A 15,171-nucleotide genomic window follows, 5' to 3' on the forward strand; every position below is an offset into this window, starting at 1 on the left:
ATACGCCCCGCAGGTGGCGGATCGAACCGGTGAGGGCCCGATCCGCCATCTGGGTGCTACCTGCTGATTACCAGCGGTAGTGAGCGAACGCGCGGTTCGACTCAGCCATCTTGTGAGTGTCCTCACGACGCTTTACAGCGGCGCCGAGGCCATTCGATGCGTCGAGGATCTCGTTGGTGAGACGCTCGGTCATCGTGTTCTCACGACGAGCCTTTGCGTAGCTGGTGAGCCAACGCAGTGCGAGGGTGTTCGCGCGGTGCGGCTTAACCTCAACGGGCACCTGGTAGGTCGAGCCACCAACACGACGTGAACGTACCTCAAGGGTGGGGCGCACGTTGTCGAGCGCCTTCTTGAGTACAGTCACGGCATCCTGGCCGCTCTTCTCTGCGACGGTCTCGAGTGCACCGTAAACGATGCGCTCTGCGAGACCCTTCTTGCCGTCAACAAGAATCTTGTTGACGAGCTGGCTTACGATCGGTGCGCCGTATACTGGATCGGCAACGACGGGACGCTTGGGAGCAGGACCTTTACGAGGCATTACTTCACCTTCTTTGCACCGTAGCGGCTACGAGCCTGCTGGCGATCCTTGACCGCCTGCGTGTCGAGCGCGCCGCGCACGATCTTGTAACGAACACCGGGGAGGTCCTTCACACGACCACCGCGAACGAGCACCATCGAGTGCTCCTGGAGGTTGTGGCCCTCACCGGGGATGTACGCAGTTACCTCGGTACCGTTCGAGAGCTTCACACGAGCGACCTTACGCATCGCCGAGTTCGGCTTCTTAGGGGTGGTGGTGTACACACGGGTGCACACGCCGCGCTGCTGAGGGTTCGCCTTCAGAGCGGGCGCCTTGGTCTTCGAGACCTTCGGCGTCCGGCCCTTGCGAACCAGCTGCTGAATAGTAGGCACTGATTCTCCTAGTTAGTCCTGCACGGTGACAGGAATGCTTCACATGGTTGAGCATGCGTGCTTGTTTGCACAAGCACAGAGCTGCTGCCCTCCTGAGTTACCGAAGCAACGCAAGAAAGCTGAGTGCAGCTATGCCGTGGGGGTTTCATCTCGGATGAGATGAGGGACCCACAGTGCGAACCCTCGGTACCCACATGCAAGCATGCGAATATCGGTGGTACACACCTCATTCCACTTTACGGGCGATTGGTTTGAATCGCAAGATTCCACCGCACTATTCCGGCGGTTCTAGGTGCTTTGCCAGCTGTTCAAGCAGCGCTTCAACCTGTGGCTCAACAAAGCGCGCGATCGCGGCGCTTACTTCAGATCGATAGGCAACCAATGCTGCACACACAGCACGGCCGGTATCTCCTGCAACGCGATCCGCGACCGCGAGATCCTTGTGCAACTGTTCACGCTCTTCCCTGGTCAAAGGTGGCCGTGGCAGATGGGCGCTCCCCCGCGCTTGCTCAGCTAACTCCCCCATGGTGAACAGGAACGGCTGTGCCGCGTCGCCTGGCTCAGGATCAGGGTCGAGCCCCTCGAACTCAGGCGCGAGTCCCGCGCGCGGATCATAGCCGCCAGCCGCCCAAGCCTCTGCTCCCTGCAGCTCGGCATATAGCGCAGGGAGTGCAGCCTCCGTGAACTCATCGACTCGCCGATCAATGATCTTTTGCATTCGTGAGACAAGCGCATGTGTGACCTGATGTGGCGTTGCCTCAGGAATGCCTGCTGCGTGGATCAGCGGCGAACCAGTACACCGTCGACAGATGCGAGCTCGTCCCCGATGCACCGGGGGTTCCCAGCGGGGAATCCAGCGCATCCAGGCAGCGATGGCATCAGCGACATCTTGCTCGACGGTGCGGGAACTCATTGACTCGAGTCGCCCTTTTCCCATGGCCACTGAGGAGTGGGCATCTCGGTGTAGACGCGCCGCACGAGGAGCGCCCAGTACATCAGCCCCACCAAACCCCATATGGGAACGAGTAGCCATGCGAAGAGACTTGTCCATGTCTCATCGATCACCATGCCAAAGAGCGTTCCACCCAGGCACCAGATGAGATACGCCAACAGCGCACCAACCAGTATGGATGACCATGACGGCGAGGTTTTCCCGCGGAGGAGCGCAAGCGACTGCTGCCATAACAAGGCCGCTAGGACACCGAGCGCAACAATAATCAACACGGGCGCCGCCCAACGTGGCACGCTTTCGGTGTGTACTGGGGGCACCGACCCGAGCAAACTGGTGAATCCCCAGACAGCGACGAGAAGTGCAACCGCTACAACCAGAGACGCGGCAATGAGCCCTCGGACGTATCCGCGGGTCACGCCGCGCTTCTGTTGTGCAGTCATTGCTACTTGTTATTCAGCTCTGCAAGTGCGTTCTCGTACTCGTCAAGCAACTCGGCGTTGCGGTTACGGACCCGTCGACCACGGAAGCCGATCCACGCCCCGAACCACACGGTCACCTCACGAGCCACGATACCTGCGGCAATTGCGGGCATCGTAAAGCCGTACTCCTCGATAATGACGAATGGATCAGTACCGATCCCGATGCCCAACCCAAACCGCGCATACAGCGCAGCGCCGGCCGTTGCAGCGAGCCATGTTGCTACACCGACGAAGAAACCAAAGACGATGTAGGCCCACCAGCCAGCTCGGCCAAGGATCAAGACGAGCAGTGAGAGCGCAACAAAGAATCCGAAGACAGCTGCTTCAAATCCCCAGTTCTGCAGGAGCGGGAGCAACCCCTCAGCCACGTAGGAAGATGGTGGGAAGTTTGGTGCCTGCCAAGCGGCATAGACGCCAGCAAGCACGACCGCGAAGCCGACCATCGCAACCAGCGCAATGAGCACGCCGACTCCGCGGTTGCCACGGAGATCTGGCGGCATCGGGCTTTGCATGTACAGGGCCGCCATTGGGTGCTCTGCACTGATGCGGATCTCACCATCGCGTTCGGAATCATCGGCAACGACGACCTCAGATACGGTCTCGGCAGCGGCGGTTGGCATTTCTTCAAGCTCAATCGCGGACGCTTCGGGAGCAAGTACGGCGGTTGGCGGCACTTCAGCCTGGGGCAGGTCAAGTTCGGTTGCCACCTCAGCGAGTGCTTCACGGCGACGCAACTCAATGTCGTCTGCCGAGAGTGGCGCCTGAGGAGATGCTGGCCCACCCTCAGTTGACGCGTCAAGCTGCGGTACTGACTCGTCAATCACCGGGTCCGCCGCGCTCTCCGCCGCGACAGCCTTCGCACGTTCTACTGCTTCAAGGACCTGATTCTCTTCGACGACGTCCTCAGCAACGGGCGCGCCGGGGTTCGGCTTCTCGTTCTCGGTCATCGGTGCTCCTCACTGATGGGGATCGTGACTCGCACACATGCGGGCACGGTGATATGGCAAATACCGTACTCTGACCGACCGACAATATGCGATCAGCGCGCCGAAGCATCTGCAAAAAACGAAAAAGGCCCCGTCCCACTGCATACACAGCGGGACGGGGCCGTTCTCTAGAACTTTTTAGCTGAAGTTACCGGGGTTGAACTCGTCAGAGGTGAAGCTGTCGAAGTCAACGAATGAGAAGTCATTCTCATCGAAGGTGCCTTCACCAGCGAAAACGCGGTTCGGGTAACGCTCTGCCTTTGCCTCTTCAGTGGGCTCGACGTCGACATCGCGGTAGGTGCTCAGACCGGTACCAGCCGGGATGAGCTTACCGATGATGACGTTCTCCTTCAGGCCGACGAGCGGATCCTTCGATCCCTCCATCGCTGCCTGGGTGAGGACGCGAGTCGTCTCCTGGAACGAAGCGGCCGACAGCCACGACTCAGTCGCGAGCGAAGCCTTGGTGATACCCATGACCTCAGGACGTGCGGTAGCTGCACGCTTGCCCTCGATGAGAGCCTCGCGGTTGATGCGCTGGTAGCTTGCACGGTCAACGAGCGCGCCGGGAAGGAGCTCGGTGTCGCCGTGGTCGACAACAGTCACCTTGCGGAGCATCTGTCGAACGATGACCTCGATGTGCTTATCGTGGATCGGCACACCCTGTGAACGGTACACGCCCTGAACGCCCTCAACGAGGTACTTCTGGACTGCACGCTCGCCTGGAATGTGCTTGCCCTTCTGGGTCGAACCGACCTGAAGGATGTCCTTCGGATCAAGCGTTCCAGCGAGGAACGGCTGACCGAGTTCAACGTGATCACCGTCTGCAACGAGCAGGGTTGCACGCTTCAGAACCGGGTATGCCTTGACCTCGGTGCCGTCATCAGGGGTGAGGAGTACGCGACGCGACTTCTCGGTGTCCTCAATAACGATACGACCCGCAGCTTCTGCGATCGGCGATGCACCCTTGGGGGTACGTGCCTCAAAGAGCTCCTGGACACGTGGCAGACCCTGGGTAATATCTGCTGCCGATGCCGATCCACCAGTGTGGAACGTACGCATGGTCAGCTGAGTACCGGGCTCACCAATCGACTGTGCAGCAATAATGCCCACTGCCTCGCCGATGTCAACGCGCTGGCCGGTCGCAAGTGAGCGACCGTAGCAGGTTGCACACACGCCAACAGCCGACTCACAGGTCAGGACCGAACGGACCTTGATCTCAGTGACACCAGCTGCAACCAGCTGCTCAATTGCCACGTCGCCTACGTCCGAGCCGCCCGAAAGGACAACTGCGCCGTCAGCGGTGGTCGCGTCGGTAGCAAGGGTACGTGCGTACACCGAGTTCTCAACGTTCTCATCACGGACGAGGACACCGTTCGCATCAGCCTCAGCGATCGCGAGATCGAGACCCTTCTTCGTGCCGCAGTCTTCCTCGCGGATGATGACATCCTGCGAAACGTCGACAAGACGACGGGTCAGGTAACCCGAGTCAGCGGTACGGAGTGCGGTATCAGCAAGACCCTTACGAGCACCGTGGGTCGCGATGAAGTACTCCGCAACCGACAGGCCCTCACGATACGAGTTGATAATCGGGCGAGGGATAATCTCACCCTTCGGGTTCGACACCAGGCCTCGCATGCCCGCAATGTTACGGATCTGCAGCCAGTTACCACGTGCACCAGACGAGACCATACGGAAGACCGTGTTGTCCTCGGGGAATGCGTCGCGCATCGCCTGAGCAACCTCATCGGTCGCCTCGGTCCAGATGTCGGTGAGCGCCTTGTGACGGTCAGCGTTGCTGATCATACCGAGGTCGTAGTCGCGCTGAACCTTCGCGGCACGCTTCTCGTGTACCTCGATGATCTCAGCCTTGTTCGACGGCGTAATGACGTCAGACAGTGCAACAGTGACACCCGAACGCGATGCCCAGTGGAAACCGGCGTCCTTGATGCGGTCAAGCGTCGCAGCTACCTCAGTCTTGGGGTAGCGCTCAGCGAGATCGTTCACGAGACCCGAGAGTGCGCCCTTATCAGCAACGCGCTCGAAGTACGGGTAGTTCGTGGGGAGCGCCTCGTTGAAGATCGCACGACCAAGCGTGGTCTCTACCAGCGTCGGCTTCTCCATCGTCGCGCCCGATGCATCGGTGTACCCGATGAGGCGGAGCTTGATGGGAGCGCCGAGGTCGAGGGTGCCCTCGTCCATTGCGAGGATCGCCTCGGAAACCGTGCCAAACGCACGACCAGCGCCAACAGCGTTGGCCTTGAGCGTGGTGAGGTGGTGCAGACCGATGATCATATCCTGCGAAGGCAGAGCAACCGGACGGCCATCCGAAGGCTTCAGAATGTTGTTCGACGCAAGCATGAGGACACGAGCCTCTGCCTGTGCCTCCACCGAAAGCGGCAGGTGAACAGCCATCTGGTCACCGTCGAAGTCAGCGTTGAACGCTGCACAGACGAGCGGGTGAAGCTGGATTGCCTTGCCCTCGACGAGCTGCGGCTCGAACGCCTGGATACCCAGGCGGTGCAGGGTAGGTGCGCGGTTCAGCAGAACCGGACGCTCGCGGATGATCTCTTCGAGAACATCCCAAACCTCCGAGCGCGCACGCTCGACCATACGCTTTGCAGCCTTCACGTTCTGTGCGTGCGACAGATCCATGAGGCGCTTGATGACGAACGGCTTGAAGAGCTCAAGTGCCATCTGCTTGGGCAGACCACACTGGTGCAGCTTCAGCTGCGGGCCAACGACAATAACCGAACGGCCCGAGTAGTCAACGCGCTTGCCGAGCAGGTTCTGACGGAAACGACCCTGCTTACCCTTGAGCATGTCAGAAAGCGACTTGAGCGCACGGTTACCGGTGCCGGTAACTGGGCGGCCACGACGACCGTTATCGAACAGTGCATCAACGGCTTCCTGAAGCATGCGCTTCTCGTTGTTCACGATGATCTCGGGAGCACCGAGATCAAGGAGACGACGGAGACGGTTGTTGCGGTTGATCACACGGCGGTACAGATCGTTGAGATCCGAGGTCGCGAAGCGACCACCGTCAAGCTGCACCATCGGGCGAAGCTCGGGCGGGATCACGGGAACAACGTCAAGCACCATTGCAGCGGGGCTTGCACCGGTCTGCAGGAATGAGTTGACAACCTTCAGACGCTTAATAGCGCGGATCTTCTTCTGACCCTTGCCCTCTGCGATCTGGAGGTGGAGCAGCTCACTCTCGGCCGCAAGGTCGAATGCCTCAAGACGCTTCTTGATGGCTTCTGCACCCATGAATGCGTCGAAGTAGTCGCCGTAGCGGTCCATGAGCTCGATGAAGACAGCGTCTTCAGCACGGAGATCGCCAACCTTCAGGTTGCGGAACTCTTCCCAGACGCGCTCGAGACGAGCGATGTCTTCGTCGAAGCCCTTACGGATAAGGGTCATGTCCTTCTCAGCAGACTGCTCAGCGCGGCGGCGCTGATCAGCCTTCGCACCCTCAGCCTCGAGTGCTGCAAGGTCGGTCTCCGACTGCTGCATGCGCTTCGAGATCGCGATGTCGCGCTGATCTGCGAGGGTACGCAGTTCGTCGCGAAGTTCTGCCTCAAGCTCTGCGAGATCTTCGTGGCGGCCCTCTTCATCGATGTCGATGACCATGTACGCAGCGAAGTAGATGACCTTCTCGAGGTCCTTCGGTGCCATGTCGAGGAGGTAACCGAGACGGCTCGGAACACCCTTGAAGTACCAGATGTGGGTCACTGGAGCAGCAAGCTCGATGTGGCCCATGCGTTCACGACGAACGCTCGACTTCGTAACCTCTACGCCACAACGCTCACAAACGATGCCCTTGTAACGGACGCGCTTGTACTTGCCACATGCACACTCCCAGTCACGCGAGGGACCAAAGATCTGCTCGCCGAACAGACCGTCCTTCTCAGGCTTCAGGGTGCGGTAGTTGATGGTCTCAGGCTTCTTTACCTCGCCGTGGGACCAGCTGCGGATATCGTCGGCGGTTGCCAGACGAATCTGCAGTTCATTGAAACTCGTACCTTCGAGCAAAATTGTTCTCCTTGGTAGCTTTTGTCTGGCCCGGCTTAGATCTCGTCGACAGACGAGGTCTCGAAGCGGGTTGAAAGGTTGATGCCGAGCTCTTCCGCTGCGCGGTGAGCTTCATCGTCGTTGTCGCGGAGGCTGACGGCCTGGCCGTCTGCACCGAGCACCTCGACGTTCAAGCAGAGCGACTGCATCTCCTTCATGAGAACGCGGAACGACTCGGGCACGCCCGGCTCCGGAATGTTCTCACCACGGACGATAGCTTCGTACACCTTGACGCGGCCGAGAATGTCATCCGACTTCACGGTCAGGAGCTCCTGGAGTGCGTATGCGGCACCGTATGCCTCGAGTGCCCACACCTCCATCTCACCGAATCGCTGGCCACCGAACTGCGCCTTACCACCGAGCGGCTGCTGGGTGATCATCGAGTACGGACCAGTCGAACGAGCGTGGATCTTGTCGTCGACGAGGTGGTGCAGCTTCAGGATGTACATGTAGCCGACCGAGATCGGGTACGGGTACGGCTCACCGGAGCGGCCATCGAACAGGCGTGTCTTACCCGACGAATCGATGAGGCGAACGCCATCACGGGTGGGAAGAGTCGAGTCAAGCAGACCAGCGATCTCAGCCTCAGACGCACCATCGAATACGGGAGTAGCAACCTTGGTGTTCGGTGCAGCTTCGCGTGCTTCTTCAGAGAGCTTTGCAGCCCACTCAGGCATGCCGTCGATCTTCCAACCCTGCTTCGCGATCCAGCCGAGGTGGACCTCGAGGACCTGACCGAAGTTCATTCGGCCTGGAATACCAAGCGGGTTCAGAATGACGTCGACCGGGGTGCCGTCTTCAAGGAAGGGCATGTCTTCGACCGGGAGGATCTTCGAGATGACGCCCTTGTTGCCGTGACGGCCTGCAAGCTTGTCGCCCTCGGTGATCTTACGCTTCTGAGCAATGTAGACAACTACACGCTGGTTGACGCCCGAGCCAAGCTCGTCGTCGTTGTCTGCGTCGAAGACCTTTACAGCGGTGACAGTACCTGCAACACCGTGCGGAACCTTCAGCGAGGTGTCGCGAACTTCGCGGCTCTTCTCGTTGAAGATCGCGCGAAGCAGGCGCTCCTCTGCGCTGAGCTCGGTCTCGCCCTTCGGGGTGACCTTACCAACGAGGATGTCGCCAGGGTTGACCTCAGCACCAATACGGATGATGCCGCGCTCGTCGAGATCCTTGAGCGACTCCATACTTGCGTTGGGGAGATCACGGGTGATCTCTTCCTTACCAAGCTTCGTGTCGCGAGCATCGATGTCGTACTCTTCGATGTGGATCGACGAAAGGGTGTCGTCCTTCACCAGGTTCTGGCTCAGGATGATCGCATCCTCGAAGTTGTGGCCTTCCCACGGCATGAATGCCACGAGGAGGTTCTTTCCGAGTGCGAGTTCGCCGTTCTCGGTAGCGGGGCCATCAGCGATGACCGAGCCGACCTCAACGCGCTCGCCAGCCTTGACGATGACGCGGTGGTTGTAGTTCGTGCCCTGGTTCGAACGGTCGAACTTACGCATACGGTAAGTCTTCGATCCGCCCTCATCGTTGATCACGGTGACGGCATCTGCCGAAACGTCCTCAACAACGCCAGCCTGGAGTGCGGTGATGACGTCACCAGCATCGATGGCTGCGTAGCCTTCCATACCGGTACCAACGATCGGCGACTCGCTGCGGAGCAGCGGCACAGCCTGACGCTGCATGTTCGCGCCCATGAGTGCGCGGTTCGCGTCATCGTGCTCGAGGAACGGAATCAGCGATGTAGCGACCGAAACCATCTGGCGCGGGGAGACGTCCATGTAGTGCACGCGCTCAGCGTCAACGAGCATCACCTCGGAGCCGCGGGGACGAGCAAGCACCTGCTCCTCAGCGAAGCGGCCGTCCTCGGTGAGGGGTGCGCCTGCCTGAGCGATGAGGAACTCGTCCTCTTCGTGAGCGGTGAGGTAATCGACCTTGTCGGTGACCTTGCCGTCGACGATGCGTCGGTACGGGGTCTCGATGAAGCCGAAAGCGTTGATGCGCGCGAAGGTTGCGAGTGCACCAATCAGACCAATGTTCGGACCCTCAGGAGTCTCAATCGGGCACATACGGCCGTAGTGCGACGGGTGAACGTCTCGAACCTCAACACCTGCGCGGTCACGCGACAGACCACCTGGGCCAAGTGCCGACAGACGGCGCTTGTTGGTGAGGCCTGCGAGGGGGTTGTTCTGATCCATGAACTGCGACAGCTGCGAGGTTCCGAAGAACTCCTTGATCGCTGCGAGAACTGGACGAGTGTTGATCAGCGTGTTCGGCGTGATCGCCTCGATGTCCTGCGTAGTCATACGCTCACGGACAACGCGCTCCATACGGCTCAGACCGGTGCGAACCTGGTTCTGGATGAGCTCGCCAACGGCGCGGACGCGACGGTTACCGAAGTGATCGATGTCGTCGGTGTCCAGACGGTTGTCGAAGACCTCGCCGTCACGAACGCCAGGAAGCGTTTCGGTGCCAGCGTGCAGACCAACAAGGTACTTGATGGTGCTGACGATGTCTTCGAGCGAAAGCACCGAGTCGGTGATAGGCGCATCGATGCCGAGCTTACGGTTGATCTTGTAACGACCAACCTTGGCAAGGTCATAACGCTTCGCGTTGAAGTAGCTGTTATCGAGAAGCGCACGAGCTGCCTCGATAGCAACCTGCTCGCCCGGACGCTGCTTGCGGTAGATGTCCTTCAGGGCATCTTCCTGCGTCACAATGTCCTTGTTGTCCTTCGCAAGCGTCTCAATGATCGAGTCGTAACCTGCAAACTCTTCAAGGATCTCTTCGGCAGACATGCCGAGAGCCTTGAGGAAGACGGTGACCGACTGCTTACGCTTACGGTCGATACGCACGCCTACCTGGTCGCGCTTATCGATCTCGAACTCGAGCCATGCACCACGGCTCGGGATCATACGTGCAGAGAAGACATCCTTGTCACTGTTCTTTTCGGGCGTACGCTCAAAGTAGACACCTGGGCTACGAACGAGCTGCGAAACGATAACGCGCTCGGTGCCGTTGATAATGAAGGTGCCCTTGTCGGTCATGATGGGGAAATCGCCCATGTAGACCGTCTGGCTCTTCAGAACCTGAGTTTCGGTGTTGTAGAAAGCAGCCTCAACGTAGAGAGGTGCGGAGTAGGTCTTGCCTCGCTCCTTGCACTCTTCAATCGTGAACTTCTTCTCATCGAGAATGGGATTCTCGAACGAGAGCTGCATAGTGCCTGCGTTGTCCTCGATAGGCGAGATCTCTTCAAAGATCTCTTCGAGGCCACTGCGGAGCGCGACATCGTCGCGCCCTTCGGCCTGAGCTTCAACGAGGCGTGCCTTCCACGCTTCGTTGCCGACGAGCCAATCAAAGCTCTCAAGCTGCAGTGCCAGCAGGTTAGGCACCGACAGTGTGTCGGAAATCTTGGCGAAGGACAGACGCTTATGGTTGCGTCCATTCTTCGGATTGGTGGATGACGATGCGTTGCGCGCAGCAGCCAAGGAAGTACCTCCGTGAGCCCCGTCGGGCCGGTTGACCTGGTCTTGCGAGAAATGCAACGGAATCACTCGTTCGGGGCTATTTGCGCGTGATGCGCCAACTCCCGGAACCTCCCACTATATGAAGGCACACTGGTGTCCGTAGTGCAAACAACGACTTTATCACCAGAAATTTCACTTGTCTAGCGAATGTGTGTATATTGCCCTGATCACTTCCCGGCACATTCCGAGTGTTTTCAAGTTCAGCCGGGTATTGTTCCAGAATGTCTATCGGCCAAGAACCGCGCCCAGCCGCCACTCCCCTGCACGAAGCGTCTCGCGATCCGCGACCCGTCTCCCGCGCAGTATTGCCGGTGGCGATCGGGGCCGTCGTGGCGGTGTGTGCGTTCGGACTGTATCTCCTGGCGGGTGGCAAAAGCCCAACGCCTATTGATTCCTGGTGGTTGTCAGTCACGACGATCCAGCCGCACGGATTTGCGTTCGATCTATCGCTATTCCTGGCACAGGTTGGCGGATCAGTCGGAATGGCCATCGTCGGCGCAATCCTCGTTTTGCTGCTGTGGCTGCTGCGTCAGCGGCGATCCGCATACATGTTGGCGACCGCGTTGCTCATTGGGGTCGCGCTATCAGAGGTGTTGAAGCGGCTATTCATGCGCGAGCGCCCGGGAGATCAGCTCTTCACGACACACGGGTATTCGTACCCCTCGGGTCATTCCATGGGCGCCGCGACGCTCGCCATCTCGCTCGCCATCATTGTGACGTGCTTCATCGGTGCGAGCCGAAAGATCTTGGCCGTCGTCTGGGTCGTTGCGGGCGCCTGGGTGTTCACGATGATGTGGAGCCGGGCCGCCCTGCATGCGCACTGGCTCACCGACACGATCGCCGGACTTCTCATCGGGCTCGCGGCGGCCCTCATCGCGGCCTGGCTCTGGACCGATTCTGGGGTTCTTGGACGTCGCTCTATGGTTAAAGGATGAAGCTTCCGGCCCCTGTCACGCTGAGTTCAGGTCTCACTGCCGCAATAGAAGAGGACGAATGGGTCCCCGGTGCAGTGCAGCTTGTCGTTGACGGCACTCCGCAATCGCATGTCAATCTGCGAAACCCCGCAGATCTCTTCTATGAATACATTCGGCGGATCGGACATGTCATCGATCTGTTCAAGCCCGCCGGTGCGGCAATTTCGGCCTTGCATCTCGGCGGCGGCGCCTTCACGCTCCCGCGGTATGTCGAAGCCACCCGTCCGGGGAGTCGACAGCAAATCATCGAGCTGGAGGGCGCACTTGTCGAACTTGTCCGTGAGGCTGCCCCGCTCCCGCAGCGAGCGAGCATTCGGGTACGCCGAGGTGACGCCCGCGCGATGCTCGCAAAACTTCCAGCAGGCATGCTCGCGGCAATGGATCTCATCGTTGTTGACGTCTTCGCCGGCGCACAAACCCCGGCGCACATCTCAAGTGTCGAGTTCTACGATGCACTCAAGCCATTTCTCGCTCCGGGTGGCGTCGTTGTTGTGAATGCTGCAGACGGTGCGGGACTCCCGTTCGTGCGCGGTCAAGCAGCGACACTTGCGAACAGATTTTCAACCGTTGCCGCCATCGCAGAGCCGCAGGTACTCAAGGGACGCAGGTTTGGCAACGTGGTGTTCGTTGCCTCCGACGCTGAACCCGATCTCGAGTGGCTTCCCCGTCTCCTCGCTGGCGGCCCCTTCCCCGCAAGCATGCTTGTCGGGCGAGAGTTCGCGGATCTCGCGCGGAAGGCCACACCGGTGACCGATGCGACGGCTTTCGATTCGCCCGCTCCACCGGAGGGAATTTTCGGCTGATGGCAGACCTTGCCTCGGTCCGATCGCTTGCGGCCGAACTCATCAGCGTGCACCTCGGTGGCGAACGATTGAACGCCGATGAACGACGACTCGTCCCCTGGTCGTTTGACTTTGACCGGGCGAAGCGACGAGCAGGATTGTGTAATTTCACCGAGCGCCGGATCACGGTCTCGCGTTACCTCGCCGAAAAGTATCCGCTGGATGAGGTCCACCAAATCTTGCTGCACGAGATCGCGCACGCGCTCGTTGGACCTAATGCTGGCCATGGCCCGAAGTGGCGGGACACCGCACGCGCGATTGGCTACGTCGGTGGTCGCACCCACGACGGGGAGATCGCGCACGAGCAAGCTCCCTGGATGGGGATGTGCCCTGCGGGGCACGAGTTCTTCCGCTTTCGAAAGCCGACCCGGCCATCATCGTGCACCAAGTGTGCACGTGGCTATTCACCAGAACACGGAATCACCTGGCGGAAACGGGTGCAGTAGTTTGCTCACCCATGTGGTGAGTCATTCACACGAGCTGCCTGCGGCTGTAGTCCTGTTACCAGCCGACCGTGGCAAGTGCCTGCCTGACCAGGTTTCCGCGACCGCCAGGAAGATCCGCGAACGTTGCATCCGACAACGCTTCGGCCGGAGACAGCCAGGCAATCTCGAGTGCATCTTGTCGCGGCTCACAGGAGCCCGTCACCGGCACCACGTACACAAGCGAAACCGCGTGTTGGCGCTCGTCAACATAGCGAGAGATACCGGGCATCGGGAAGTACTCGGCAATCTGCGCTGGAACCAAGGCGAGTGGGATCTGCGGAAATGCCATCGGTCCCAAATCATTCTCAAGGTGACGGAACAGCGCCTCACGAATCGTCTCGCCGTACCGAACCCGGCCAGACACAAGCGCATGACCGAGGCGGCCTTCAGGGGTGCTTCGCAGCAGCAGTCCCACCTCGGTGACGTTGCCGTACCCATCGAGCCGCACCGGCAACGCCTCAACGTAGAGCATCGGCATGCGACCTCGCACGAAGGCAAGCTCGGCCTCGTTAAGCCAACCGGGATTCTCCATGCTCCGCGGGGCACGCTCTGGCTCAGTGGGCTCTTCAGGAAGGTCTGCGGTGTCAATCGCCATGGCCCCATTCTGTCAAAGTCCGCTGATAACCACAGCTATCATTTACGGGTGAGCGCAAACGAGACCCAGGACTTCGAACAGATCATTCGCGTCAGCGCAGTTGTCATACGTGACGAGACAGGACGGGTGCTCCACGTTCGCAAGCGCGGAACCGACATGTTCATGTTACCTGGCGGAAAACCGGAGGTCGGTGAGGCAGCTCTCGATACCGCCGTCCGAGAAATCTCTGAGGAACTCGAACTCACACTCGATGCAACAGAGCTACGCCCGCTCGGCGTATTTCGATCCGCCGCCGCAAACGAAGCTGGGTTCATCGTCGAAGCAGCCGTGTTCGTAGCGCCGACGGTTCCGGGTGCTGAGTCGGCGGTGCCGCAAGCTGAAATCGAGGCAATCGAGTGGATTCTGCCGGCGACCACTCGCTCAGACGTCGCGCCGCTCAATCATGACCATGTCTTCCCTGCACTCCTCGCTCAGGATCACACCGAGTGACGCGCCCTGCCGCGCGCCCTGGCGTGGTCTTTAGTATTGGCCGTGCGGTCTTGCGGCCGGTGCTCACGCTGGCCTTTCGTCCCCGAATCTGTGGTCGGGAGAATGTGCCCGCTGCCGGTCCCGTGCTGCTGGTGAGCAACCATCTCTCTGCCTACGACACCATACTCATCCCATCGTTTTCTCCACGCAAGGTGCAGTTTCTTGCAAAGGCGTCGCTCTTTTCGAGTCGCCTAGGCCGCTGGTTCTTCACCAGCATCGGCGCGATTCCCGTGCATCGAGAGGCGTCCTCGGCCGCTCAGTCCGCGCTTGACAGCGGTCGTGATGTGCTTGCAAACGGAAGCGTCTTCGCCGTATTTCCTGAAGGAAGTCGATCCCGCGACGGGCGGCTCTACCGGGGAAAGTCGGGTGCTGCTTGGCTCGCGCTCGAAACAGGAGCGGTTGTGGTGCCGGTCGGTCTCATCGGTACAAACCGAAAGCTCCTGGGAATGCGTTGGCCACGCGGCCGGGCCGAGATCAGGTACGGAACGCCGCTCGACTTCACTGCGCTCGCCTCGCTACCGGGCGGGAAAGCCCGCCGCGAAGCAACCGTAATGATCATGAGCGCGATACAAACGCTGACCGGCCAGGATCTCGCTGATGAGTATGCGCGCGGATCCATCGGCGCATAACGCTCACGCGTAAGTCCGCCGGTTGAGGCGCGGGGCACCGCGCTGGTTACTCCTGGCGCAAACCCCGCGAAACAACCCCGTTCATACGAAATGGCCTCTTTCATGCGCATGAAAGAGGCCATTTCGTATGAAACCCTCGGTTTCGAGGTGATTCAATGTGTTTCGAGGTGTTTCGAGGTGTTTCGAGG

Annotated in this window: 13 protein-coding genes; 5 read left to right on the forward strand and 8 right to left on the reverse strand. The window is 59.9% G+C overall.

Translation table 11 applies throughout. The features are described 5' to 3' along the window. Positions 1 to 67: 67 nt before the first annotated feature. The 7 genes from rpsG to rpoB all read right to left on the reverse strand — a co-directional run bounded on the left by rpsG (position 68) and on the right by rpoB (position 10,891). Positions 68 to 538: a 30S ribosomal protein S7 gene (rpsG, locus tag FW756_RS09465; RefSeq protein WP_188023852.1), complete on the reverse strand. Its 471-nt coding sequence runs from the start codon at positions 536 to 538 to the stop codon at positions 68 to 70. After that, positions 538 to 909, reverse strand: coding sequence for a 30S ribosomal protein S12 (gene rpsL / locus FW756_RS09470; protein WP_046456180.1), 372 nt, complete (start codon positions 907 to 909; stop codon positions 538 to 540). Before rpsL ends, rpsG begins: the two co-directional genes overlap by 1 nt. A 274-nt stretch (positions 910 to 1,183) precedes the next feature. Beyond that, complete coding sequence (locus FW756_RS09475) at positions 1,184 to 1,822, reverse strand: spermidine/putrescine ABC transporter substrate-binding protein (RefSeq protein WP_446429898.1); 639 nt, start codon at positions 1,820 to 1,822, stop codon at positions 1,184 to 1,186. Next, positions 1,819 to 2,301: a hypothetical protein gene (locus FW756_RS09480; RefSeq protein ID WP_446429899.1), complete on the reverse strand. Its 483-nt coding sequence runs from the start codon at positions 2,299 to 2,301 to the stop codon at positions 1,819 to 1,821. Before FW756_RS09480 ends, FW756_RS09475 begins: the two co-directional genes overlap by 4 nt. 2 nt (positions 2,302 to 2,303) lie before the next feature. Further along, positions 2,304 to 3,287: a hypothetical protein gene (locus tag FW756_RS09485; protein WP_446429900.1), complete on the reverse strand. Its 984-nt coding sequence runs from the start codon at positions 3,285 to 3,287 to the stop codon at positions 2,304 to 2,306. Positions 3,288 to 3,464: 177 nt separating this feature from the next. After that, positions 3,465 to 7,358 carry a DNA-directed RNA polymerase subunit beta' gene (locus FW756_RS09490; protein ID WP_446429901.1) on the reverse strand — a complete coding sequence of 1,298 codons (3,894 nt, stop codon included), beginning with the start codon at positions 7,356 to 7,358 and terminating at the stop codon, positions 3,465 to 3,467. 35 nt (positions 7,359 to 7,393) lie between these two features. Then, the gene (gene rpoB / locus FW756_RS09495; protein ID WP_446429902.1) at positions 7,394 to 10,891 is read right to left on the reverse strand and encodes a DNA-directed RNA polymerase subunit beta; all 3,498 of its coding nucleotides are present in this window, start codon (positions 10,889 to 10,891) and stop codon (positions 7,394 to 7,396) included. A 260-nt stretch (positions 10,892 to 11,151) separates the two neighbouring features. Here rpoB and FW756_RS09500 point away from each other — a divergent pair, with 260 nt between their 5' ends. Genes FW756_RS09500 through FW756_RS09510 form a run of 3 tightly spaced genes read left to right on the forward strand, consistent with a single transcriptional unit; the run spans position 11,152 to position 13,192 of the window. After that, positions 11,152 to 11,865, forward strand: a complete 714-nt coding sequence (locus FW756_RS09500) for a phosphatase PAP2 family protein (RefSeq protein ID WP_446429903.1) — start codon at positions 11,152 to 11,154, stop codon at positions 11,863 to 11,865. Continuing rightward, positions 11,862 to 12,707 carry a spermidine synthase gene (locus tag FW756_RS09505; protein WP_446429904.1) on the forward strand — a complete coding sequence of 282 codons (846 nt, stop codon included), beginning with the start codon at positions 11,862 to 11,864 and terminating at the stop codon, positions 12,705 to 12,707. Before FW756_RS09500 ends, FW756_RS09505 begins: the two co-directional genes overlap by 4 nt. Beyond that, on the forward strand, positions 12,707 to 13,192 hold the full coding sequence (locus tag FW756_RS09510; protein ID WP_446429905.1) for a SprT-like domain-containing protein: 486 nt from the start codon (positions 12,707 to 12,709) through the stop codon (positions 13,190 to 13,192). The genes FW756_RS09505 and FW756_RS09510 overlap by 1 nt, the downstream gene beginning before the upstream one ends. A gap of 55 nt (positions 13,193 to 13,247) precedes the next feature. On the opposite strand, the gene FW756_RS09515 is transcribed toward FW756_RS09510, so the two are convergent. Next, positions 13,248 to 13,826: a DUF4916 domain-containing protein gene (locus FW756_RS09515; protein WP_446429906.1), complete on the reverse strand. Its 579-nt coding sequence runs from the start codon at positions 13,824 to 13,826 to the stop codon at positions 13,248 to 13,250. 48 nt (positions 13,827 to 13,874) lie between these two features. Between FW756_RS09515 and FW756_RS09520 the strand changes: the two genes are divergently transcribed. Continuing rightward, positions 13,875 to 14,315: an NUDIX hydrolase gene (locus FW756_RS09520; protein ID WP_446429907.1), complete on the forward strand. Its 441-nt coding sequence runs from the start codon at positions 13,875 to 13,877 to the stop codon at positions 14,313 to 14,315. Further along, the gene (locus FW756_RS09525; protein ID WP_446429908.1) at positions 14,312 to 14,983 is read left to right on the forward strand and encodes a lysophospholipid acyltransferase family protein; all 672 of its coding nucleotides are present in this window, start codon (positions 14,312 to 14,314) and stop codon (positions 14,981 to 14,983) included. The genes FW756_RS09520 and FW756_RS09525 overlap by 4 nt, the downstream gene beginning before the upstream one ends. Positions 14,984 to 15,171 lie beyond the last annotated feature (188 nt).

The sequence above is a fragment of the Leucobacter sp. 1207-22 genome (assembly GCF_052850455.1).

What these genes read in the sequence shown, in the direction of transcription:
- FW756_RS09505 (WP_446429904.1), top strand. Translation starts at nt 11,862, where the DNA reads ATGAAGCTTCCGGCCCCTGTCACGCTGAGTTCAGGTCTCACTGCCGCA.
- FW756_RS09480 (WP_446429899.1), bottom strand. Translation starts at nt 2,301, where the DNA reads ATGACTGCACAACAGAAGCGCGGCGTGACCCGCGGATACGTCCGAGGG.
- rpsG (WP_188023852.1), bottom strand. Translation starts at nt 538, where the DNA reads ATGCCTCGTAAAGGTCCTGCTCCCAAGCGTCCCGTCGTTGCCGATCCA.
- FW756_RS09485 (WP_446429900.1), bottom strand. Translation starts at nt 3,287, where the DNA reads ATGACCGAGAACGAGAAGCCGAACCCCGGCGCGCCCGTTGCTGAGGAC.
- FW756_RS09500 (WP_446429903.1), top strand. Translation starts at nt 11,152, where the DNA reads ATGTCTATCGGCCAAGAACCGCGCCCAGCCGCCACTCCCCTGCACGAA.
- FW756_RS09515 (WP_446429906.1), bottom strand. Translation starts at nt 13,826, where the DNA reads ATGGCGATTGACACCGCAGACCTTCCTGAAGAGCCCACTGAGCCAGAG.
- FW756_RS09475 (WP_446429898.1), bottom strand. Translation starts at nt 1,822, where the DNA reads ATGAGTTCCCGCACCGTCGAGCAAGATGTCGCTGATGCCATCGCTGCC.
- FW756_RS09510 (WP_446429905.1), top strand. Translation starts at nt 12,707, where the DNA reads ATGGCAGACCTTGCCTCGGTCCGATCGCTTGCGGCCGAACTCATCAGC.